This is a genomic window from Amycolatopsis sp. WAC 04169 (assembly GCF_003947535.1).
Taxonomy (GTDB): domain Bacteria; phylum Actinomycetota; class Actinomycetes; order Mycobacteriales; family Pseudonocardiaceae; genus Amycolatopsis; species Amycolatopsis keratiniphila.
In genome coordinates this window covers 506,983-528,582 of the sequence record NZ_QHJI01000006.1, presented here as the reverse complement: position 1 = coordinate 528,582, position 21,600 = coordinate 506,983, and the positions used below count along the sequence as shown (strand labels likewise).

The 21,600-nt window shown below is 69.1% G+C and carries 20 protein-coding genes; 10 read left to right on the top strand and 10 right to left on the bottom strand.

What is annotated here, in order from left to right; translation table 11 throughout:
* Positions 1-54 precede the first annotated feature (54 nt).
* From DMC61_RS18430 to DMC61_RS18420, 3 genes are all read left to right on the top strand, one after another.
* Complete coding sequence (locus DMC61_RS18430; RefSeq protein WP_125690317.1) at positions 55-753, top strand: type 1 glutamine amidotransferase domain-containing protein; 699 nt, start codon at positions 55-57, stop codon at positions 751-753.
* A 65-nt stretch (positions 754-818) separates the two neighbouring features.
* Positions 819-1,388: a TetR/AcrR family transcriptional regulator gene (locus tag DMC61_RS18425; protein ID WP_199750024.1), complete on the top strand. Its 570-nt coding sequence runs from the start codon at positions 819-821 to the stop codon at positions 1,386-1,388.
* 19 nt (positions 1,389-1,407) lie between these two features.
* Positions 1,408-2,604 carry an FAD-dependent monooxygenase gene (locus DMC61_RS18420; RefSeq protein WP_125690315.1) on the top strand — a complete coding sequence of 399 codons (1,197 nt, stop codon included), beginning with the start codon at positions 1,408-1,410 and terminating at the stop codon, positions 2,602-2,604.
* A 104-nt stretch (positions 2,605-2,708) separates the two neighbouring features.
* Here DMC61_RS18420 and DMC61_RS18415 read toward each other — a convergent pair whose 3' ends face one another.
* From DMC61_RS18415 to DMC61_RS18400, 4 genes are all read right to left on the bottom strand, one after another.
* Entirely contained in the window at positions 2,709-3,902 is a 1,194-nt protein-coding gene (locus DMC61_RS18415; RefSeq protein ID WP_125690314.1) for an HNH endonuclease signature motif containing protein, read from the bottom strand.
* Between the two features lie 294 nt (positions 3,903-4,196).
* Positions 4,197-4,736: a GNAT family N-acetyltransferase gene (locus DMC61_RS18410; RefSeq protein ID WP_233594852.1), complete on the bottom strand. Its 540-nt coding sequence runs from the start codon at positions 4,734-4,736 to the stop codon at positions 4,197-4,199.
* Positions 4,737-4,828: 92 nt separating this feature from the next.
* A complete protein-coding gene (locus tag DMC61_RS18405; RefSeq protein ID WP_125690313.1) occupies positions 4,829-5,578 on the bottom strand; it encodes an SDR family NAD(P)-dependent oxidoreductase in 750 nt (249 codons plus the stop codon).
* Between the two features lie 121 nt (positions 5,579-5,699).
* A complete protein-coding gene (locus DMC61_RS18400) occupies positions 5,700-6,878 on the bottom strand; it encodes a glycosyltransferase 87 family protein (RefSeq protein ID WP_233594851.1) in 1,179 nt (392 codons plus the stop codon).
* Positions 6,879-7,013: 135 nt separating this feature from the next.
* Between DMC61_RS18400 and DMC61_RS18395 the strand changes: the two genes are divergently transcribed.
* From DMC61_RS18395 to DMC61_RS18380, 4 genes are all read left to right on the top strand, one after another.
* Entirely contained in the window at positions 7,014-7,919 is a 906-nt protein-coding gene (locus tag DMC61_RS18395) for an AraC family transcriptional regulator (RefSeq protein ID WP_125690311.1), read from the top strand.
* 78 nt (positions 7,920-7,997) lie between these two features.
* Positions 7,998-8,840 (top strand): carbohydrate-binding protein, encoded by an 843-nt coding sequence (locus DMC61_RS18390; RefSeq protein WP_125690310.1) that lies wholly within the window; start codon positions 7,998-8,000, stop codon positions 8,838-8,840.
* A 193-nt stretch (positions 8,841-9,033) separates the two neighbouring features.
* Positions 9,034-10,377, top strand: coding sequence for an erythromycin esterase family protein (locus DMC61_RS18385; protein ID WP_125690309.1), 1,344 nt, complete (start codon positions 9,034-9,036; stop codon positions 10,375-10,377).
* Between the two features lie 121 nt (positions 10,378-10,498).
* Positions 10,499-11,464, top strand: coding sequence for a sporulation protein (locus tag DMC61_RS18380; protein ID WP_125690308.1), 966 nt, complete (start codon positions 10,499-10,501; stop codon positions 11,462-11,464).
* Between the two features lie 39 nt (positions 11,465-11,503).
* Here DMC61_RS18380 and DMC61_RS18375 read toward each other — a convergent pair whose 3' ends face one another.
* Complete coding sequence (locus tag DMC61_RS18375; RefSeq protein WP_125690307.1) at positions 11,504-12,091, bottom strand: TetR/AcrR family transcriptional regulator; 588 nt, start codon at positions 12,089-12,091, stop codon at positions 11,504-11,506.
* Positions 12,092-12,183: 92 nt separating this feature from the next.
* On the opposite strand from DMC61_RS18375, the gene DMC61_RS18370 reads away from it, so the two are divergent.
* Positions 12,184-12,723, top strand: coding sequence for a dihydrofolate reductase family protein (locus tag DMC61_RS18370; protein WP_125690306.1), 540 nt, complete (start codon positions 12,184-12,186; stop codon positions 12,721-12,723).
* Positions 12,724-12,725: 2 nt separating this feature from the next.
* Here the strand turns inward: DMC61_RS18370 and DMC61_RS18365 are convergent, their stop codons facing one another.
* Positions 12,726-13,931 carry an acyl-CoA dehydrogenase family protein gene (locus DMC61_RS18365; RefSeq protein WP_125690305.1) on the bottom strand — a complete coding sequence of 402 codons (1,206 nt, stop codon included), beginning with the start codon at positions 13,929-13,931 and terminating at the stop codon, positions 12,726-12,728.
* A gap of 186 nt (positions 13,932-14,117) precedes the next feature.
* On the opposite strand from DMC61_RS18365, the gene DMC61_RS18360 reads away from it, so the two are divergent.
* Both DMC61_RS18360 and DMC61_RS18355 read left to right on the top strand, forming a co-directional pair.
* Positions 14,118-14,612, top strand: a complete 495-nt coding sequence (locus DMC61_RS18360) for a MarR family winged helix-turn-helix transcriptional regulator (RefSeq protein WP_125690304.1) — start codon at positions 14,118-14,120, stop codon at positions 14,610-14,612.
* 177 nt (positions 14,613-14,789) lie between these two features.
* Positions 14,790-15,962, top strand: a complete 1,173-nt coding sequence (locus tag DMC61_RS18355) for an MFS transporter (RefSeq protein WP_125690303.1) — start codon at positions 14,790-14,792, stop codon at positions 15,960-15,962.
* Here DMC61_RS18355 and DMC61_RS18350 read toward each other — a convergent pair whose 3' ends face one another.
* Genes DMC61_RS18350 through DMC61_RS18335 form a run of 4 tightly spaced genes read right to left on the bottom strand, consistent with a single transcriptional unit; the run spans position 15,963 to position 21,529 of the window.
* Positions 15,963-17,159 carry a GNAT family N-acetyltransferase gene (locus DMC61_RS18350; protein WP_125690302.1) on the bottom strand — a complete coding sequence of 399 codons (1,197 nt, stop codon included), beginning with the start codon at positions 17,157-17,159 and terminating at the stop codon, positions 15,963-15,965.
* A gap of 31 nt (positions 17,160-17,190) precedes the next feature.
* Positions 17,191-18,891, bottom strand: a complete 1,701-nt coding sequence (locus DMC61_RS18345) for an ABC transporter ATP-binding protein (protein ID WP_125690301.1) — start codon at positions 18,889-18,891, stop codon at positions 17,191-17,193.
* On the bottom strand, positions 18,888-20,630 hold the full coding sequence (locus DMC61_RS18340) for an ABC transporter ATP-binding protein (RefSeq protein ID WP_125690300.1): 1,743 nt from the start codon (positions 20,628-20,630) through the stop codon (positions 18,888-18,890). The genes DMC61_RS18345 and DMC61_RS18340 overlap by 4 nt, the downstream gene beginning before the upstream one ends.
* Positions 20,627-21,529 carry an alpha/beta hydrolase gene (locus tag DMC61_RS18335; RefSeq protein ID WP_125690299.1) on the bottom strand — a complete coding sequence of 301 codons (903 nt, stop codon included), beginning with the start codon at positions 21,527-21,529 and terminating at the stop codon, positions 20,627-20,629. Before DMC61_RS18335 ends, DMC61_RS18340 begins: the two co-directional genes overlap by 4 nt.
* Positions 21,530-21,600: the final 71 nt, after the last annotated feature.

Below are 21,600 nucleotides of genomic sequence, written 5' to 3'. Positions count from 1 at the left end.
CCGGTTGAAGGGGGCAGTGGGGCACAACGCCCCCGGACAACGAAAGGAACAGTCATGGCGCGCATCCTCATGATCGTCTCGGCCGCGGACCACGTGCGGCTCACGGACGGCGTCGACCACCCGACCGGGTTCTGGGCCGAAGAGGTCGCCGAATCGCACCGGGTGCTCGCCGCGGCGGGCCACCGGGTGGAGATCGCGACGCCGTCCGGGCTCCGGCCGACCGTCGACCCGATCAGCCTGGACGAACGCGGCGGCGTCGACCCGGCCGCGGGCGCGAAGTTCGCCGAGTACCTCAAAGAGCTCGACCTTTCGGCGTCGCTCAAGCTCGCCGACGTCTCGGCCGACGCCTACGACGCCTTCTACCTGCCCGGTGGACACGGCCCGATGACCGACCTGGTGGACGACGCCGACCTCGGCGCCCTGCTGAACGACGCCGACGCGCAGGGCAAGACCATCGCCGCCCTCTGCCACGGACTCGCCGCCTTGCTCAGCGCGCGCCGCGAGGACGGCTCGTTCACCTTCGCCGGCCGCTCGATGACGTCGTTCAGCGACGAGGAGGAACGGCAGGGCGGGCTGGGCGAGAAGACCCCCTTCTTCGTGGAGGCACGGCTTCGGGAAGAGGGTGCGAACGTCACTCCGGCGGCCGCCTGGTCGAGCGACGTCATCGTCGACGGAAACCTTGTCACCGGCCAGAACCCGCAATCCAGCGTCGCGACCGCGGAACGTGTGGTGGCACGGCTGAAGACGGCGTGAGATTGCGCCTCGGCCGGATCCGGGCATACGATCAGGGCAGTCGTACAGGACGAACGCCCTAGGAGATGACGGTGGCAGGATCCCCGGCCGCGGCGCGTGGCAGGCTCGTTCGGCAGCGGTTGCTCGAAGCGGCTGTCGCGCTCGTACCCGAACTCGGGTGGTCCGCGGTCAGCACCCGGATCCTGGCCGAGCGCGCGGGTGTCACGCCGAGCGTCGTGCACTACCACTTCCCGTCGCTGCAGGCCTTGATGATCGAGGCCGTGCTCGGCGCAATGCGTGAAGTCGCGGTCGCTTTCGAGCCGGCGTTGGAGGCCGTCGAGACGCCTGCGGACGCGGTGGACGCGCTGCTGGCGTCGGTCGGCGAATACTCCGGCACCGACCCGATGTCGTTGCTGTTCGCCGAGGCCTACCTCGCCGCGACCCGCGACGACACCTTGCGCCAAGGCATCCGTGAGCTGCTCGCCGACCTGCGGACCAGGTTCGGCGGGTGGCTGGCGCAGCGGGGAGTGGCCGACGCCGAGGACACGGCGGCGGCGCTCCTCGCCGCGGTGGACGGGCTTCTGTTGCATCGGGCGCTCGGACCGGAGTCCGGCCGGATCGTCTCCCCGGCCGTCCTGCGCAGGCTGGTCGGCTGAACGAAAGGGAGGGGACTCCATGAAGGTGGCGATCTGCGGTGCCGGGATCACCGGTCTGGCGCTGGCGCACCGGCTCGCGACGCTGGACGTCGAGGTCGTGGTGCTGGAACGGGCCGCGGGGCCGCGGGAACAGGGCTACATGATCGACTTCTTCGGCCCCGGCTTCGACGCCGTCGAGGAGATGGGGCTGCTGCCCCAGATCGAAGAAGTGGCGTATCGGGTGGACGAAGCGACCTTGCTGGACGAGCACGGCCGCCGCCGGGCGGCGATCGACTACGTCCAGTTCGCCAAGTCGGTGCGGGGACGGCTCTGCAGCATCATGCGGCCGGATCTGGAGCGGGTCCTGCGTACCGGGCTTCCGTCCACAGTGGACGTCAGGTTCGGTGCCGGGGTCACCGGCGTCGAGGACCTCGGCGACCGCGTGCGGGTCACCTTGGCGGACGGTGAGACCATCGAAGCCGATCTGCTGGTCGGCGCCGACGGGATCCATTCGACCGTCCGCCGGCTGGTTTTCGGTGAAGAGAGCCGGTTCTTGCGTCATCTCGGGTTTCATACGGCGGCCTTCGTTTTCGAGGACGAGGACATTCGTACGCGGGTGGGGGAGCGGTTCTGCCTGACCGACACCATCGGGATGCAGATGGGCTTCTACGGGCTCCGCGACGGCAAACTCGCGGCGTTCGCCGTGCACCGCACGACGGACCCGGCCCTGCCGGCCGATGCGCGAGCAGCGCTGCGTGCGACCTACGGTTCGCTCGGCTGGGCGGTACCGAAAGCACTCGAGCTGTGCCCGCCTCCAGGTGAGGTGTACTACGACCAGGTCGCGCAGATCGAGATGCCTTCGTGGAGCCGCGGGCGGGTCGTGCTCGTCGGCGATTCTTGTTATGCCGTCTCCCTTCTCGCCGGTCAGGGGGCTTCACTGGGTATCGCGGGCGCGTTCGTGCTGGCCGAGCAGCTCACCCGGGCGCCCTCGATCGAGACGGCGCTCGCGGACTACGAGAGCCTGGTCCGCCCAGTGGTGACCGAGAAGCAGCAGGTCGCCCGCCGGGGCGCGCGATGGTTCCTTCCCGCCAACCGCTTCCTGCTCCTGGCGCGCCGCGCGCTCCTTCGCGTAGCCCGGCTTCCGGGACTCGAACGCCCGCTCGCGGCCGCCGTCACCGGCAAGTCGACGGCGCTGGTGACGAATCTGAAGCGCGGGGCCGAGATTCGGAGCCGGTGACTTTTCGGTACGGCTCGATGGGGCACCGGCTGTTCGGCGCGTCTAGCGGGTTGGGTGGGAGCCAGTCGGGTCGGGACTCGGTTTCGGAAGTTTCACGGGTCGGCTTATGTCCGTAGGTGCATGGTGTTGCGCCTCGGGGTCCCGGTGGGGTCGAGGTAGGCGGGCGGAGTGAATTCCGGCAGGCCGTCTTGGGCGATCTGGACTTTCCATTCGCTGCGGTGGATGAGCCGGTGGTGCTTGGTACAGAGGAGTACGAGGTTGTCGATCTTCGTTTCGCCGTGGTGCCGCCAGAAAACAATGTGGTGGGCCGTGCAGCGTGGGACGGGCATGTCGCAGCCCGGGAAGGCGCAGCCTCCGTCGCGGATCGTGAGCGCGTATTTCTGTGCCAACGACACGGTGCGTTTGGAGCGGCCGATGTCGAGTGGTTCGCCTGCGGTGCCGAGGACGCCGGGGCGGACGCGGGCGTCGCAGGCGAGGATCCTCGCGTCGGTGGCGCTGATGGGGCCCACGAGGTCGAGGTGGGCTTCGCCGATGTCCCGGATCAAATCCTCGTAGGACATCGTGACCAGGATGTGGGTGGCTTCGCCTGCTTGGCCGGGGAGGTTACGGCTGGTGGTCTTCAACCGCACATAGTCGGCGAAAGCGTCCCCGTAGCGTTCGTCCTGAGTGCGGGCATCCCGGACACCGTCGATGGCCTTGTGCGGTTTGGCCATCGGATCCAGATCGGACTTCAAGCGGGCGTAGGTTTCCAGGTCCAGTCGCGCTTTGAGGCCCAGGGTGCCGTCGCGGTGTTTGATGAACCGTAGTTCGGGGCGGGTGTCTTTGGGGTCGTCGTTGCGGGGTTCTTTGCCGTCGGGGTCGAGTTCGTCGAGCAGGTGGCGTCCGGCGCGGGCGATCTGCCGTGGCCCCGCGCGTCGGGCCAGTTCGACGAGGATCTTCTCTCCGGCCCGGGCCTCTTCCTCGGGGACGGTGGAGGGGATGCGGGCGAGAGTCTTGATGATGGCGTCGATCTGGCCACGACCGATCGCGCCCTCCGCAGCAGCCTCGGCCGTCAACGGAGCCAACGGGGGTTCGGGGTCTCCGCCGATCGAGGGGCCGGGATGCAGTGCCAGCACCCGGTCGGCGCGGGCGGCGGCTTCCTTGTCTGACACCAGGAAGTCCTCGAGAATCAATCCCGCCAACGTCGAATGACCCGAGCAGCCGCGGATCCCGCGGGAATTGATTTCGGCGAGGATCGCGTTCTGCTCGGCATCCAACTGTCGCTTAAGAACTTCGAGTTCCTGTTTGCGGGCGTGCAGCGTCGCGGTGTCGACGCGTCACCACTCGGTGGTCGTCTTCGGGGATGCATCGTCGCTGGACACAAGATCAATGCTACGCCGAATCGAACACCTGTGCTATAGCATGTTCAGACTATATCGGCCCAATAAAACGGCGGCCTGTTGTCAAACGATCGTGAGTGGGCCCTGGCAAGATGATTCGCCGAAGCGGGTGGACGCGGGGTTCGGTCCTTTCGCCGAGCCGATGGAGGCGATACGGGTGCTCCGCACCAAGCCGTCGCAGCGCCCTCGACGTACACGGAGCCTTTTCCAACTTCACTCTGAACATGCCGTCCCGGAACAATGCTCTGAGCGGAGTAGACCGTAGACGAGCACATCGACATACTCGCCGTGTTGGAAGGACCTGCCGCGCATGACCCCTTCCCGGCGGAACCCTAGGCGTTCGAGGGCTTTCTGCTCGCCGAAGTTACCGCCATTGGTGAGGGCTTCGATTCTGTTCGCCGTCGTGCGGCCGAACAGGTAGTCCACGAGCAGCCTCTGCGCCGCCGTGCCCACCCCCTGTCCACGATGCTCGGGTAGCACCCCCACGCCGATCTCGTAGGTGACACCCAAGGGGAAGCCGCGAGGTTTCCAGCTGACGATGCCGATAACCGTGTCGTCGGCCCGCGCGATCGCAACCGCCGCGGACTCGGCGGAGATGTACCCGTCGATCTCCCATCGCTTGCGGCGTGCCCTCGGATCACCGAATCCGGGCCAGTCAAACTCGCCGAGCGCATCGGGATCCGTGCAGAGGCGGTCGAGAAAGGTGAGGTCGGCCTCGGTGAACGCCCTCAAGCGGACTTTGTCTGGGTTCATGAAAGTCAGTATCGCGCACGGAACATCACCCGTCAGGCACTGGAGTTCACGACCAGGATCACTCGCTCGACCAGGAGCTTCGCCATGCTTGTCTACCAAGTGGGACGCGCGGACACGCCTCCATCCACCGTGAGGTTGTGCCCCGTGATCCACGACGCGAGCGGCGAGGCGAGGAACAAGCAGGCGTTCGCGACGTCGCCGGGTGTGCCCAGCCTGCCCAAGGGCGAAGCCTGCCGCCAGCGGTGGACGCCCTCCGGCCAGGCGTCGTCAAGGTCGGGCCGGTCGATCAGGCCGGGGGAGACGGAGTTGACGCGCAGTTTTCGCGACCCGTATTCGAGCGCGGCGGCTCGGGCGTGCATGACCAGGGCGGCCTTCGCGCTGCTGTAATGCGCGTGTCCCGGCGCGGGATGGGCCGCTTCGATCGAGGCGATATGAATGACGCTGCCGCCCTTCATCACTTCGGCCGCGGCCTGGGTGCACGAGAACGCGCTGGTGAGGTTCGCGTCGAGGACGGCGCGCCAGCTCTCCGCCGACATCTCCGGCAGCGGTTCGATCGGCTGCACGCCGGCGTTGTTGACCAGGGTGTCGAGCCGCCCGGTCCAGGCTGCGGCAGCCGCCACGAGCCGTCGGCATTCGCCGTCGTCGGTGAGGTCGGCGGCGAACGCCTCGGCGGTGCCGCCCGCCTCCTGGATCCGTTCGACGACGGCGAGCGCTGAGGCCTTGTCACGGTGGTAGTGCACGGCGACGGCGCTGCCCGCCTCGGCGAAGCGCAGTGCGATGCCGCGGCCGATCCCGCCGCTGGCCCCGGTTACGAGGGTGGTGGTACCGGTCAGGTCGAGCATCGAGGTCCTTTCAGGCGAGACGGCGGCGGATCCACCAGAAACAGAATCCCGCGAGGCCGAGGGCGAGCGCCAGATACAGCGCGCTCTCTGGTGTCAAGACAGAGGGATCGCGTTCAGCCGGCTAAACGCGTTTCCGCAGGGAGCGGGCACCCGCGACGGCGAGGAAGACCAGACCCGCCAGGACGTAGCAGTTCCCCAGCCACTGCTGGGTGGTCGTCCAGGTCTGGCCCGGCCGGTCGAAGGCCGGGAAGTACCGGAACGGGGCCGCGACGAAGATCGTGGCCACGACGCCGGTAACGGCCAGCCAGCCTGCCGCACGGCGGCGGTCTCGGCGATGCAGGACCGCGTACGCGGCGGTGGTGAACAGCGCCGGGGCGATCCACACCCAGTGATGCGACCACGACGTCGGCGAGATGAGCAGGGCGAACGTCGCGTTGAGCAGCAACGCCTGCACCGGCGCCGAGCGGTACATGGTCACCGTCACCAGTACCAGCAGCACACCGGTGAGGACGATCCACAGCGGTTTCGCGGCGGACTCGACGCCGAACCGGGCCAGGACGGCCTGCAGGGTCTGGTTGGTGTGGAACGAAGTCCCGCTGATCCCGGACGCCCCGGCGAAGCCGCCGAACCAGTAACGCGCGGAGGCCTCCGGCGCGACCGCGAACGCGACGGCCGAGGCGGCCAGGAACGTGCCCATGGCGGTCAGCGCGCCGCGGAAATCCTTGCGTACCAGGAAGAACAGCAGGAACGCCATCGGTGTCAGCTTGACGGCGGCGGCGAGACCGACTCCGATGCCCCGGTAACGACCCCGCGCCAGCAGGCAGTCGGCCGCGACGAGGCCCATGAGCAACAGGTTGATCTGGCCGAAGCCGAGCGTCTGGCGGACCGGTTCGAGGAACAGCGCCGGGGTGATCGCCAGTGACGCGACGAGCAACGCCTTCCGCCGGTCCCCGGACGGCCACAGCGTGCGGACGATCCCGTAGAAGGTGATGCCCAGTGCGGCCAGGCTGAGCGCGAACAGCACCAGCACCGCGCCCGTCCACGGCACCAGTGCCAGCGGGGTGAGCACCAGCGCGGCGAAGGGCGGGTAGATGAACAGCAACGGGATGCCGGCGTCGGAAAGCGGCAACGCGCCGTAGAGATCGCCGCCGCTCCACAGGGTGTCGACGCCGAAACGGTAGATCTCCAGGTCGCTGTGGGAAGTGCCCGCCGTCATCAGGGCCACGGCGCACGCCAGCGCCAAGGCGGCGAACGCGCCGAGCGACCACCAGGCCCGACCGCGCGACTTGGTGGGAGACATCGCGTGGTGACCCTTCGGACGTGCGTCGATGATCACGACTGTACCGGGCGGGGGAGAAGCGACTTCCGTCGGCAGTCACCGCACGCACATTGGTCTAGACTTTTCATTCCCCAGTATGGTGAAAGGGACCGATCCATGCGCGGAACGACGGTGTTGCCGAGGACGCCTTGCCTGAAACCGAAGGCGGGGGAATTGCCACTGCATCGGCTGGAGGTCCGCGCGCCGGACGCCCTGCCGTTCACGGTCGGCACATTCGACACGATCGGGCCGATGTCGCGGGCGTCGTTCCCGCATCGGCACACCTTCTACGAAATCGTCCATGTCACCGGCGGCACCGGCGACCACGTCATCGATTTCACCCGCTGGGAATTGGGGCCGCCGCAACTCGCGGTCATAACACCGGGGCAGGTGCATCATTGGGATGCCCGCGATCTCAGCGGATTCGTCGTGCTGTTCACCGACGATTTCCTGCTCGAACATCCGTCGGATCGCGAAACCCTGCGAAGGCTCAGCCAGCAGCCGTGGCGGCTCGACGAACGCGCGGCCGAGGAGACGGCGCGGCTGGTCGCCGAACTCGACGAGGAATTCCGTTGTGGCGGGCAGGGTACCGATTCGGTGCTGCGGGCGCTGATGCACGTGCTGATCGTGCGGGCGGGACGGCTTCCCGGGCTCGCGGATCCGCGTCCGCCCGCGAGGGCGCAGGCCGTGGGCACGGAATTCGCCCGGTTGCTCGGCCGACCCGATCTCGGGCTCTGGTCGGTCGGCGCGCTCGCGGAACGTATCGGGGTCACGCCGGGATATCTCACCGACGCGGTGAAAACGGCGACCGGCCGGACGGCGGCACAACTGATGCGCGAAGCGCGGACACGGGAGGCGAAACGGTTCCTGCTCGGCACCGATCTCACCGTGCGGCAGGTCGCCAGCCGGGTCGGTTTCGCGGATCCCGCGTATTTCTGCCGGTTCTTCCGGCGGGAAACGGGGTTGAGCCCCGGTGATTACCGCCGGACCGGAGACTCGCCCCCGGAGATTCACCACGACTGACCACCCCAGTCCATCGTCCGCAGCTGATCTTCTCCATACCGTCGAGGGTGATTCCCGAAGCCCCCACGAGGAGCAGGTATGGACGAAGAGAACAAGCTCAGCCGAAAGACTGTGCTGAAGGCCGCGCTCGCGGCGGGTGTGGCGGCTCCGGTCGCGTTGATCGGCGGTCCCGCACTCGCGCGCACCACCGTCGAGAGCGGCAAGACACCCGAGCTGACCCCGTACTGCGACGACGGGGACGACCCGACCATCCCGCAGACCGAGGGTCCTTACTTCAAGCCGAATTCCCCGCAGCGCACCTCGCTCGTCTCGCCGGGGACGCCGGGGACGCGGCTCACCGTGTCCGGCTACGTGTTCGGGCTCGGCTGTCTGCCGATCGCGCGGGCACTGCTGGACTTCTGGCAGGCGGACGTCAACGGCGCCTACGACAACGTGGGGTACACCTTCCGCGGTCACCAGTTCACGAACGACCAGGGCGCGTTCTCGCTGAGCACCATCGTGCCCGGCCTGTACCCCGGCCGTACGCGGCACATCCACGTCAAGGTCCAGGCGCCCGGCAGGCCGGTGCTGACCACGCAGCTCTACTTCCCCAACGAGCCGCGCAACAACACCGACACGATCTTCGACCCGCGGTTGCTGATGACCGTCCGGGACGCGGGCACGGCCAAGGAGGCCGCGTTCGACTTCGTGTTGAACGTGCCGCAGACGCCGACGTCGACCTCGCGGCCGACCAGTACGACGCCGACGACGTCGACTTCGACCTCCAACCCGCCCGGCGGGACGACCTGGGCGGCGGGAACCGGCTATTCCGCGGGCGCCCGGGTCACCTACAGCGGTCGCGGTTATGTGTGCTTGCAGGCGCACACCGCCCAGCCCGGCTGGGAGCCGCCGTCCACACCCGCGTTGTGGCGCGCGGAGTGACGGACAGCCGCTGCGGAGGGAGATAAACGCGGGTGGACTCCCGCCGCCGGGTCCCACACCCCGGCGGCGGGGTCCACCCGCTTCCTCATGGGGTGGGGTTTTCCTCACCCCAAGTAGGAGCTTTGCTTCAATGCGCCGGCCCCGGCCCGCGGACGATGATCGATTTCGACATCGGAGCGAAGGGGTGAACGGTATGACGAACGGCCGGAAGCGGTGGGCGAGACGGGGAGTGGTGGCCGCCGCCGTGATGGTGACGGGAGCGGTGCTCGCTCCCTTGGCGAGTCCGGCACTCGCGGCGGAGACGACCACGACCTGGCGGGATCCGGTGCGGTCGCTGGACCGGGTGGCGTATCCGCTGCGCTCGACCGAACCCGGCCGGAACACCGCCGATCTTCGGGCACTGGGCGGGATGATCGCCGATGCGAAGGTGGTCGGCCTCGGCGAGGCGACCCACGGCTCCCACGAGTTCTTCACGATGAAGGAGCGGGTGTTCCGCTACCTGGTGGAGGAAAAGGGGTTCCGGGCCTTCGCGCTGGAGCTCAGCTGGTCCGCCGGCCTGGAGATCGACGAGTACGTCCAGACCGGGCGCGGTGACGCCCGTGAGATCGCGAAGCGCACCCTGGCCGGGTCGCCCTGGGACCGCGAGGAGTTCGTCAGCCTGATCCGGTGGATGCGCGATCACAACCGCGCGCACCCCGACCGCACGGTGCACTTCGTCGGCGACGACCTCGGCGCGCCTTCGGTGAACGACGCGTTCTTCGCGCGGATCACCGACTACATCGGGCGGCATCATCCGGAGGCGCTGCCCCGTCTCAACGAGCTGTACACGGGACTGCGCCCGATCGACGACGCGTTCGCCTACCTGCGCAAACCCGTCGACGAGCGAAGGCGGCTCGCCACGCAGGCGGAGCAGGCTTTCGAGCTGGTCAAGGGCCTGACCGGCGCGGACGCCTACGGCTGGACCGAGCAGCACGCCAGGTTCGTCGCGCAGACCGCCCGCTTCCTCGCCGTCGACCTCGCGGATCCGAAGGGGCTGCCCGCGGCCCAGATCCTGCGCGATCAGGCGATGGCGCAGAACGTCGCCTGGTGGCAGCGGCGGACCGGGCACAAGATCCTGCTCTCCGCGCACAACGCCCACGTCGCGTACATCCCCGACATGCCGTCGATCTACCCGAAGACCCAAGGCGCCTTCCTGCGCGAGACGCTGGGCCGCGGCTACCTGCCGATCGGGTTCAGCTTCGACGAGGGTTCCTTCCTGTCCAAGGACACCGCGGTGGGCGGGGAGTGGAAGCGGTTCTCCGTCCCGGCCGCGCCGTCGGGGACGAACGAGGACACCCTCGACCGGGTCCGGTTCGACGACTTCTACCTGGACCTGCGCACCGCGCCGCCGGCCGCCCGCGCCTGGCTGGACACCGCCCGGCCCACCCGCACCATCGGCACGCTGTTCCCCGTCGACCCGGCGGACATCTCGCTCGGACGCTCCTACGACGTCGTCATCCACCTGCACGACGTCCGTGAGGCCGATCTGAGAAGGTAGTGACGTCGCGCCCGTTTAGGGGTTTTTAACCCGTTTCACCTGGCGTGCCGCGGCGGATCTCGGTAGTAGTCGAAGTGTTCCGGTACCCCCTTGTTCCAGTACCCAGCGGAGGAAATCCCTGATGTTCAAACGGATGCTCAGCGCCTTCGGGGTCGGCGGTCCGTCCGTCGACACCGTGCTCGACTCGCCGCACGCCGTTCCCGGCGAGGTGATCACCGGCCAGGTACGCATCCAGGGCGGTTCGAGCGACGCCCAGATCGAGGAGATCCTGCTTTCGCTGGTCACCAGGGTCGAGGTCGAGCACGGCGACCACGAGCGGGCCGGGACCGCGGAGTTCCTGCGGGTCAGCGCGGGCCGCAAGGTGCGGGTGACGGCGGGGCAGCTGACGACCGTCCCGTTCCAGCTCGCCCTGCCGTGGGAAACGCCGATCAGCGCGGTGGGCGGGCGGGAGCTGCCGGGCATGGTCGTCGGCGTGCGCACCGAACTCGTCATCGCCGGCGCGCCGGACAAGGGCGACCTCGACCCGGTCCTCGTCGGGCCGCTGGAATCGCAGGACCGGGTGCTGGAGGCGTTCGGCGAGCTCGGCTTCTCCTTCCGCAGCGCCGACGTCGAGGCCGGGCGGTTGCACGGCGTCCGGCAGGAGCTCGGGTTCTTCCAGGAGATCGAGTTCTTCCCGCCGTCGCGCTACGCCGGCCGGGTCAGCCAGGTGGAGCTGACCTTCGTCGCGAGCCCGGACGACCTCGTGGTGGTGCTGGAGGCGGACAGGCGCGGCGGCATGTTCCGGTCCGGCGGTGACTCCTTCGGCCGCTTCCACGTTTCGCACGAGGAGGCGCTGCGCACCGACTGGGCTGCGGCCATCGACGGCTGGCTGGCCAAGGTCGCCGAATCCGGCGGCGGGCACGCCATGTTCGGCGGGCACCAGGAGCACTACGGCCACGACTACGACCACCACGGTCACCACGGCAGGCGCGGTCCGGGGATGGGCGGCGTGATCGCCGGTGCCGCGGCCGGTGTGGTCGGCGGCATGATCCTCGGCGAGGTCATGGAAGACGTCTTCGACGGCGGCGACGAGGGCTTCGAGGAGTGATCCGGCCTCTGGGCACACCGGCTCCGGTGTGCCCAGAGCTCACTTCGCGGTCAGCGGTGCCAAAGCCGCGTCGATCGCGTCGGTGAGCCGGTGCGGATCCGCCTCCGCCCTGGCCACCACGTGCAGTCCCTGCATCACGACGAGCAGGAGCCGCGCCTGCGTCGCACAGTCGACGTCGGCACGGACCTCGCCCGAGCGCTGGGCGGCCTCGAGTCCTTGCGCGATACCGGTTTCCAGTGCTTCGAATCCACTATGGACCAGCTTCTCGGCGGCTTCGTCGGCGGGAAGCAGTTCGGTGGCGGTGTTGCCCAGCAGGCAGCCGCGCCCGGGGTTCTCCCGCGCGGCTTCCAGGACGCTGAGCAGAAGTTCGCGCAGATGCGCGAGAACGGGACCTTCGGCGAGCGCGGCCGCCTGGCTTCGGGCGCCGCTCGCGTAGAGTTCCAGCGCTCGCAGGAAAAGCGCGTGCTTGTCGCCGTACGCGGCGTACAGACTTCCCGGCAGGATGCCGAGTTCGTCCTTCAGATCCCGCATCGACGTGGCCGCGTAACCCCGCCGCCAGAAGACGTCGAGCGCCCCTGTGATCACTCGGTCCTCGTCGAAGGACCGCGGCCTTCCCGTGCGTGGCATGGTCGCATCGTACGACTTCTTGACAGTGCGTTCAAGAAGTGTACGTTGACTTCTTGTTCGATCGTTCAAGAAGTCGATCCCGAGGAGTTCACATGGGGCGTCTCTTTCTGCACACCAACGTTTCGCTGGACGGCTACATCGCCGACGCCGCGGGCGACATCGACTGGCGATTCGCCGACGACGAGTTCCAAGCGCATATCGACGAACTGCTGGAGTCGATCGACGGGATGGCCTTCGGTCGCAAGGCCTACGAGGAACTCGCCGGCTATTGGCCGACCGCCGGTGACGAGGTCTCGGCCACGCAGCGGCGGCGGATGCACGAGCTGCCGAAGTACGTTCTCTCGCGCACGCTCCGGACCACGACCTGGCACAACTCGCACCTGGTCGAAGACGCCTCCGCGCTCGCCGATCTCGAAGGCGACATCGCCCTCTTCGCCGGGGGAGGGGCCGCGACTTCCGTCGCCCGGCTCGGGTTGCTCGACGAAATGCGGCTCGTGGTGAACCCGGTGCTCCTCGGCGGCGGGACGCGACTCTTCGATGGCGAGTACGCGAAGACGGCCTTCATGCTCGTCGACGACCGACGGTTCGCTTCGGGCGCGCTGCTGCTCACCTATGCCGTGGCAGCGGGGTAGGTTCAGGTGTACCAGGTGGGCTCCGGGAGTTCGTTCAGCAATGCGTACGCACCGACTTCGCGGCGCTTGTAGGCCACCGGATCGTGCAGCGAATGCGTGCGCAGGTTCCGCCAGAACCGGTCCAAGCCGTATTTCGTGGCGCTCGCGCGGGCTCCGGTCAGTTCGAAGATCTTCGTGCCGATTTCGAGGCCGGTTTCGATCGCACGCTGTTTCGCGGCCGCGATGAGGACCGCGACCTCGCCGCGGGCCTCGGGTGTCAATTCCTCGCGCGGCGCGTGCAGCACGGCCGAAATCGCGGTTCCGGCCTTGTCCGCGAGTGCCTCGGCCGCCCACAGTTTCGACTGGAGATCGCCGTAGCCTTCGAGGATGTACCACTCTTCACCGGCGGAAGTCTTGTCGTCGCCGCCGTACGGCCAAGCACGGGTGTGCTCGCGGGTGTAGGTCAGCGCGGTTTCCAATGCCCCTTGGGCGATGCCGAGGTAGAAGTTGGTGAACACCAGCTGGATCGCCGGGACGTTGAGCGTGTTGTAGGTCAAGGGGTGGAACTTCTTGTCGACATAGCCCGCCGCGCTCGCCCACGGGACGCGGACGTCGGTGATGGTCACGCTGCCCGATTCGGTGAGCCGCTGACCGATGTTGTCCCAGTCGTCGTGGAAGACGATACCGTCCTGTTCGGACGGAACGATGGCGAAGACGTGCTCCTCGGTGCCCTCCAGGACACCTTCGAGCACGGTCAGATCGGAGATCTTGCTGCCGGTGGAGAACGACTTGTGTCCGTTGTAGACGATCTCGTCGCCGTCCTCGGTGATCTTCAGGTCGGAGTCACGCGGGTTGACCGCGCCGCCGAACACGAAGTTGTTCCGCGTGTACAGTTCCTCGACCGCGGCGATCTGGTCGTCGGTCGCGACCAGGCGCGCGGCCCACGCCCAGAGGTAGTGGTAGCCGAGCAGCTGGCCGATCGAGCCGTCGCCGCGCGCGACTTCGCGGATCACGCGGTAGGCGGTCTCCCAGCTCTGGCCGCCACCGCCGTGCTCGACCGGGCCGAGCAGGGTCACCAGACCGGAGTCCTTGAGCAGCCGCACTTCCGCGTGAGGCGTCTCGTTCTTCCGGTCGCGTTCGGCCGCGTCCACCGCGAGTTCGGCGGCGACCTCCCGTGCGGTGGTGAGCCATTCACTGGCGGATCGGACGCGGTTCTCGGTCGTGGTCATGGGTGAATTCCGTTCTGTGCGAGGGCGAACGGGTTTCCGGGCAGCACGCGGCGCCCGGAATTCCCGGGTGTTTCCGAAATGAGCGGACACTGATTCAGGCCGGACAGCGCATGCGTCCGAGTAGAGCAGTGGCGTTACGGGGTGTCAACGAACGTCCGCGCTCTGAGACCGGGGTAATCTCCGGTCGTGCCGGATCACGTTGATCACATCCTTCGCCAGTGGGCCGAAGCCCGTCCCGACCTGGACGTTTCCCCGATGGGCGTCATCGGGCGGCTGACCAGGCTGACCCGGGTCCTGGAAGGCGAGCTGCGCAAGACGTTCGCGCGTCACGACCTCGACCGGTCGTCGTTCGACGTCCTGGCGACCCTGCGCCGGGCCGGCACGCTGACTCCCGCCGACCTGATGCGCTCGGCGATGATCACCTCCGGCGCGGTCACCCAGCGGCTCGACCGCCTCGAACAACGCGGCCTGGTCGTCCGTCTGCCCGACGAGACGAACGGCCGCCGCGTGCTGGTCGACCTCACCACGGAAGGCCGCGAACTCATCGACCGTGCCCTGCCCGATCACGTCGACACCGAGCATCGGCTCCTGAGCGCGGTCAGCGCCGAGGAGCGGGACGAGCTGGCCGTCTTGTTGCGAAACCTGTTGCAGTCACTGGGAGATGTCGCTCTCGACGACTGACGCACGCCCTCTCGAGTACTCGTTTGACTTAGCGCTAAGCATCGAATAGCTTAGCGCTAAGAGGTTCGCGGGGTTGTCCCGCGCGCCGTCGATCCTTCTGGAGCGAAGCATCCCAGGGCCGGAATCGCCGTGCCCGCAGGGGTTTCTTCGTCATGCTCGTGAATCGAGAGAGAAGAAATGGTCACCCGAACCGAAAACGCGCACTCGACCCGGAAGGGCTGGGCGGGGGTCGCCGCCATCACCGCCAGCCTGTTCGTCTTCCTCACCACCGAACTGATGCCCGTCGGCCTGCTCACCCCGGTGAGTACCAGCCTGGACATCTCGGTCGGCGCCGCCGGCCTGATGGTCACGCTCTACGGCGTCTCGGCCGGGCTCGGCGTGCCGTTCGTGGTCGCGTGGACGCGGCGGATCAACCGGCGCGTCCTGCTCTCCACGCTGCTCGCCATCCTGACCGCCGGCAACCTGATCACCGCCCTCGCACCCGGATATCCGCTGGTACTGGCGACCCGGCTCGTCATGGGCTTCGCCAACGGCGCGTTCTGGGCCATCGGCGTGGGGATGGCGATGCGGATCGTCCCCGGCCGACACGCCAACCGGGCGGCGGCGGTCGTGATGTCCGGTATCTCCGTCGCCACCGTGCTGGGGATGCCGCTGGGCACCATCCTGGAACGCCTCGTCGGCTGGCAGGGCACGTTCCTGATCTGGAGCGGGCTCAGCGTCCTGGTCTTCCTCGCCGTGCTCGTCCTGGTCCCGTCCCTGCCGTCGGCGAACGCGGTCCCGGTCCGCGAGGTCTTCGGCCTGCCACGGGTGAACGCGCGCCTGCGGTCGGTCCTGATCACCGTGGTCCTGTTCGTGCTCGGGCACTTCGGCGTCTACACCTTCATCCGTCCCTTCCTGGAAGGCACTTCGTCGGCGTCGCCCGCTTTCGTCACGGTGTGCCTGATCGTCTTCGGTGCCGGTGGGGCGGTGGGGAACTTCGTCGCGGGGCATTTCGTGGCGAAGAACGTGCTCGTCAGCTTCGCGGTCGGGGCCGCCGGACTCGTGGCGTCCCTGGTGCTGCTGCTCGTGGTCGGCCACGCGCAGGCGGGGGCGCTGATCGCGCTCGTGCTCTGGGGACTGTCCTACGGCGTGGTGCAGCTGAGTCAGCTCACCATGACGCAGCGGTCCGCGCCCGACACGTTCGAGGCCGCCATGTCGCTCAACACCTTGGCCTACAACACTTCCATCGCTCTGGGGGCGTTGTTCGCGGGCTTGCTCGCGGACCACGCCGGGATCACCAGTGTGGTGTGGTTCGGCGTGGTGCTGACCGCGGCGTCGCTGCTGTTCACGGTCGGCACCCGCCGGACCTGATCAGAACCAGTGCAGGCAGTGCGGAGGACGCTCGGTGCCGAACAGGGCGTCGGCGAGCGCGGCGGCCTCCGGGTGATGGGCGCGGATGTGGCCCGCCCGCACGAGGGTGCTCGGGGTGGTGCCGCCGAGATAGATCGAGCCCAGATCGCTCACGTCCAGGGACAGGTCGGGTTCCCGCTCCGTCGGGACGCAGGCCGCCTCGCCGTCCCGGACGGTGAGCAGGTAACGGCCGTGCTCGCCGAGCGCCGGGTCGCCGACGTCGAGGACGAGCTCGCCGTCGGCAGGCCAGCCGCGGGCGGTGAGCGCCCGGGGGATGTCGAGCAGCCGCACCCACAGCCAGTCGGTGTCGCCGCCGAGTTCCCCGGCGCGGAAGTCTTCGAGCTGCCAGCGCAGCGGATCGTCGAGCGGGCGGTGCTTGAACACGACTTCGGTGACGAGGTCGTGCCCGAGCAGGAACCTGGCCAGCGCCGTGGACACCGAGTCGTCGGTGGCGATGGTCTCGTCGACGGTCAGCGTGGAGGGTTCGGTGAGCGAGTAGGAGGCGTAGCCGTCGGGGACTCCGTCGGCGTCGCGATGCACGGCGACATGACGTTGTGCCCGGGAGATCGGGGGCTGCCCGGCCCCTGCCTCCCACCAGCCGTGCGGGCGCGACAGCGCGCCGGGCCGGGAGCGGCGATACCGGTCGTAGACGGTTTCCAGGATTTCGCCGCAGTCGGCCCGGCGCAGCACTTCGATCGAGCCGGCGGTCACCCCGGCCGTCCGGGGGACGGCGAAGGCGGCCCGGTGGCGCTGCACCGTCAGGCGCCGGGTGTAGGTCGCCGGTCCGTAGCCGAACCGGCGGTAGATCAGGGCCTCCGACGCCAGCAGGACGGAGAGGAACTCGCCCCTGGCCCGGAAGTCGGCGAGCTGGTGCCGCATCATCGCGCTGAGCACGCCTTGGCGACGGTGCGAGGGCAGGACGCCGACGGCGGTCACGCCGGCGGCCGGGACGACGACCTCACCGGGCAGGGTCAGCTCGAAGGAGTACGCGGCGGCCGTGCCGACCGGCCGCCCGTCCTGGGTCACCGCGAGCAGGCCTCGGTCCATTTCGAGCGCGGACCAGGTCTCGCCCGCGGTGTCCGGGAAACGGGCGAACGCGGTGAACATGGTGTCGACGAAGACGGCGCGGTCGTCGGCGGTCGTGGAACGGATCTTCATGGGCACAGTGCATTGCCGTACCCCGGCGGCGTCAAGCGATTTGCGGCTCCAGGAACCCGGCGTACCGGCCGCCGAGCCGGGCCAGTTCGCCGTGGCTCCCTTCCTCCGCGATCCGGCCGCCGTCCAGGAAGACCACGTGGTCCGCACGTTCGACGGTGCGCAGCCGGTGCGCCACCATCACCACCGTCCGGCCCGCCATGAGCCGCTCGATGCCCTCGTGAACGGCCGCTTCGTTGACCGGATCCAGCGCCGAGGTCACCTCGTCGAGCAGCACGATGGGCGCGTCCTTCAGCAGTGCGCGCGCGATCGACACCCGCTGGCGTTCCCCGCCGGACAGCAGGGCGCCGCCCTCGCCGACGTGCGCGGACCAGCCGCCGGGCAGCCGTTCGATCACCTCGTCGAGGCGGGCCGCCGTCGCCGCGACCCGCACGTCCGCGTCGTCGGCGTCCGGACGGCCCAGCCGGATGTTCTCCTCGATCGTGCCGTCGAAGAGGTAGACGTCCTGGAACACGATCGCGATCCGGGACATCAGGTCATCGGTGCTCATCGCGCGGACGTCCACCCCGCCGACCCGCACCGCGCCCGAATCCACGTCGTGGAACCGGGCGAGCAGTTGCAGCACCGTGCTCTTGCCGGCACCCGACGGGCCGACGATGGCGAGCTTCTGTCCTTCGTGGACGGTCAGCGACAGGCCGTCGAGCACCGCGCGGCCGCCGCGGGTGAAGGCGGCCGACTCGAACTCCAGATCGTGCCGCTCCGGCCGGACCGGTTCCGGCGGCTCCGGCAGCGGTTCGGTGCGCAGCAGCGCGTCGAGCCGCACCAGCACCGAACGCGCGCCGCGGAGTTTGCCGCCGATGTCCGTCAGCGAGAGCAGCGGATCGGCGCAGCGCGTGGCCAGGACGAGGATCGCCACGACCTCGGCCGCCCCGATCTCCCCGCCGAGCGCGAGGAAGGCGCCCAGCGTCAGCAGGACGGTGAACAACGCCTGCACCGTGAACGTCAGCCCCACGACACCGGGCAGCGCCGACAGGATGGACCGGCGGTTCGCCCGCTGGAGGTCCTGTAGCGAGTCGTCGAGCAGTCGGAATCGTTCCGCGGCCCGCCCACCGGCCCGCAGCACCGGCTGGGCCTGCAGATACTCGATGACCCGGCCGGTCGCCTCGGTGCCGCGCCGGGAGGACTCTTCGTCGGCGGCGGCCGTCGAACGGCCCGTTCGCACCTGGATCGCCACCACGACCGGGACGGCGATCAGCGAGGCCAGCCCCAGCCGCCAATCGAAGGCGAAGATCACGAGCACGATCGTCAGCGGGGTGACGCACGCGGCCACGAACGGGGCCAGCAGATGCGCGATCACGCCCATCGCCTGCAGCACCCCGGGTCCGGCCAGCGCCGAAACCTCACCGACGCGGTTCCCGCCGTACCAGCCCATCGGCAGCCGGGCGAGATGGTCGCCGAGCCGGTGGTACATCCCGCGCAGCAACGTCGTCCCGGCGCGGAAACCGGAGAGATCGGCGCGGTAGCGCAGGATCGCGAACACCGAGAAGGCCGCGCCGAACGCGATCAGCCACGGGACGGCGTCGCCGGGAGTGTCCCCGAGCAGCGCCCGCAGCAAGGGGACCAGCAACGCGTAGGACAGTCCTTCGACGATCCCGGTCACCGTCATCAGCGCCACGGTCCGCCGCACGGGTGGGGCGTGTTCGGGGCCGAGGACGCTCAGCAACATCCGGATCATCGAGGTTCCCCCTGTGGTTCGGCGGCGTGCCGGGAACGCCAGAAGGCGGCGAATTTCCCGTTGCCGGTCAGCAGATCCGCGGGCTTGCCGCGTTCGGCGATGGTGCCGTTCTCCAGCAGTACGACGGTGTCGGCGTCGACCACCGTCTCCAAGCGGTGCGCGATGACCAGGAGCGTCCGGTCTTCCCGCGCCGTCGCCAGCGCCCGGCGCACGGCCAGTTCGGTCTGCGGGTCGGCGAACGCGGTGGCCTCGTCGAGCACCAGGACGGGCGTGTCGGCGAGCAACGCGCGGGCCAGCGAGATCCGCTGGGCTTCCCCGCCCGACAGGCCGGTTTCCTCGTGCAGCACCGTTTCGTAGCCACGCGGCAGTTCGAGGATCCGGTCGTGGATGTTCGCCAGCCGGGCGGCGCGGACGACGTCGTCGAGATCGGCGTGCGGTACGGCCAGCGCGATGTTGTCCGCGACCGACGCGCGCAGCAGCCGGACGTCCTGGAACACGAAGGAGACCTTGCGGTACAGCTCCTGGCTGCCGATCTCGCGCAGATCGACGCCACCCAGCAGGACCTTTCCTTCCGTGGGGTCGAAGAACCGCGGCAGCAGAGTGACCAAAGTGGACTTTCCACTGCCGGACGGCCCGACGAGGGCGGTGACCGTGCCCGGTTCGAGCACAAGATCGATACCGTGCAGGACTTCGCGATCGGCCTCGTAGCCGAACCGGACGTCGCGAAGCTCGACCCGATGCCCTTGCGGCACAAGGGGATTCTCCGGCTCCGGCAGGGGTTGGACGGCGAGCACGTCGCGGATCCGGCCGGTCGCGCGCCGGGCGGCCTGCAGCTCGTCGAAGCCGTGGCCGAGCGCGGCCACGGGGGCGGTCAAGCCCAGGCCCAGCACCAGGAACGGCAGGAGATCGACCGGGGCGAGGCCGCCGCCGGTGATCAGCAGCGTGCCGCCGATCAGGACCACCAGCAGGACGAACGGCGGCGACAGCGCGAGCTGCATCCCCGCCGCCGGACCGGCCATCCCTCGCACCCACCGGGTGAAGGTGGCGACGAAATCGTCCGCGGCGGTGCGGAACCTGCGATGGGCGCGGCCCGCTCCGCCGAACGCCTTGACCACGGCGATGCCCTGGACGAATTCGACGACCGAATCCGAGATCCCCGCCATGCCGCGGTCGAACTCCTCCTGCTCACGCAGCCGGGAGGGCGTCATCATCAACGGGACCAGCGCCACCGCGAGCACCACCGGGATGAGCGTGATCAGGGTGAGCCGCCAGTCGATGGTGAGCAGGTAGCCCAGCGACACCAGCGGGACGACGAAGGCGGAGACGAGCTCGCCGGGCGTGTGGGCGATGAACGGGTGCACTGCGCCGACGTCCTCGCCGACGACCTTGGCCAGCTCGCCGGTGCGGCGCCCGGAGAACCAGCCGATCGGCACGCGGCCGAGGCGATCGGCGAGCAGACGGCGGAAGGTGAGCTGGACCCGGCCGTCGAGCAGATGCCCGATCCCGGACGACGCGGCCGTGAGCACCAGCCGGACGAACAATCCTGCCGCACCGACGATCACCGCGGTCCAGACCCGGCTCTCGTCGACCGGGCCGGGCGCCAGCAGCGCCCTGCCCAGTTCGACGACCGCGAGCAGCGGCGCCAACCCCGAGACGGCGCCGACGATCTGCAGGACGACGACGGCGGCGAAACTTCCGGCGAACGGGCGCAGCAACCTGGCTGTCGTAGGCGTCGTCATGACTCGGCCAGCGCGCGGCGCAGGACGCCGCCCAGTTCGTCGATCTGGCGGCGGGACACCTCGGCGGACAGGATCGCCTGCGAGCCGTGGAAGGTACCCGGCCAGTGGTGCAGTTCGACCGAAACCCCCGCCTGCAGCAGACGGAGCGCGTACTCGATGTTCTCGTCGCGGTTGGGGCAGAACTCGGCGGCGGCGACGTACGCGGGCGGCAGCCCGGAGAGATCGGTGGCCCGCGAAGGGGCGGCATACGGCGAAGGCGCGGGCTTCCCGGCCAAGTAGTGCCCCCACGCGGCGGTGATCTTGGCGCGGTTCATCCACGGCGTGTCGGTGAAGTTCCGCGCCGACCACGACTCCTGCCGGTCGTCGAGCCCCGGCTGGTTGAGCAGCTGGAAGCAGATCCGCGGGCCGCCTTCGTCGCGGACCCGCAAGGCCGTCGCCGCCGCGAGCCCGCCGCCCGCGCTGTGCCCGCCGACCGCGATCCGGTCGGGCGAGACGCCGAGCTCGGCCGCGTGGTCCGCCGTCCAGTTCAGCACGGCGTAGGTGTCGTCGAACGCGGCCGGGAACGGGTTCTCCGGCGCCAGCCGGTACTCCACCGAGATCACCACCGCTTGGGACGCTTCGGCGAGCCGGGCCGCCCAAGGGTGCTCGGTCTCGAGGTTGCCCATGACCCAGCCGCCGCCGTGCAGCCAGATGATGGCGCCCTGCGCCTCCCGAGGCCGGTAGATCCGGATCGGGACGCCGGGGTCGCCGGGCACCGTCCGGTCCTCGACCTCCATGGCCGACGTGTCGGGCCGCGGCACCGACGTGGCCAGCTTCGCGAGCTTCTCGCGATCGGCGATCGGGTCGTCGAGATTCGCCGCGGGGAACAGGGCGATGAAGGCTTCGAGTTCGGGATCCATGACGATGATCCTTCCGGCTTCCGGCTTGGAGGGCGGCCGCCATCCGTCGCGTGTGATCGCCCCTCCGTGCG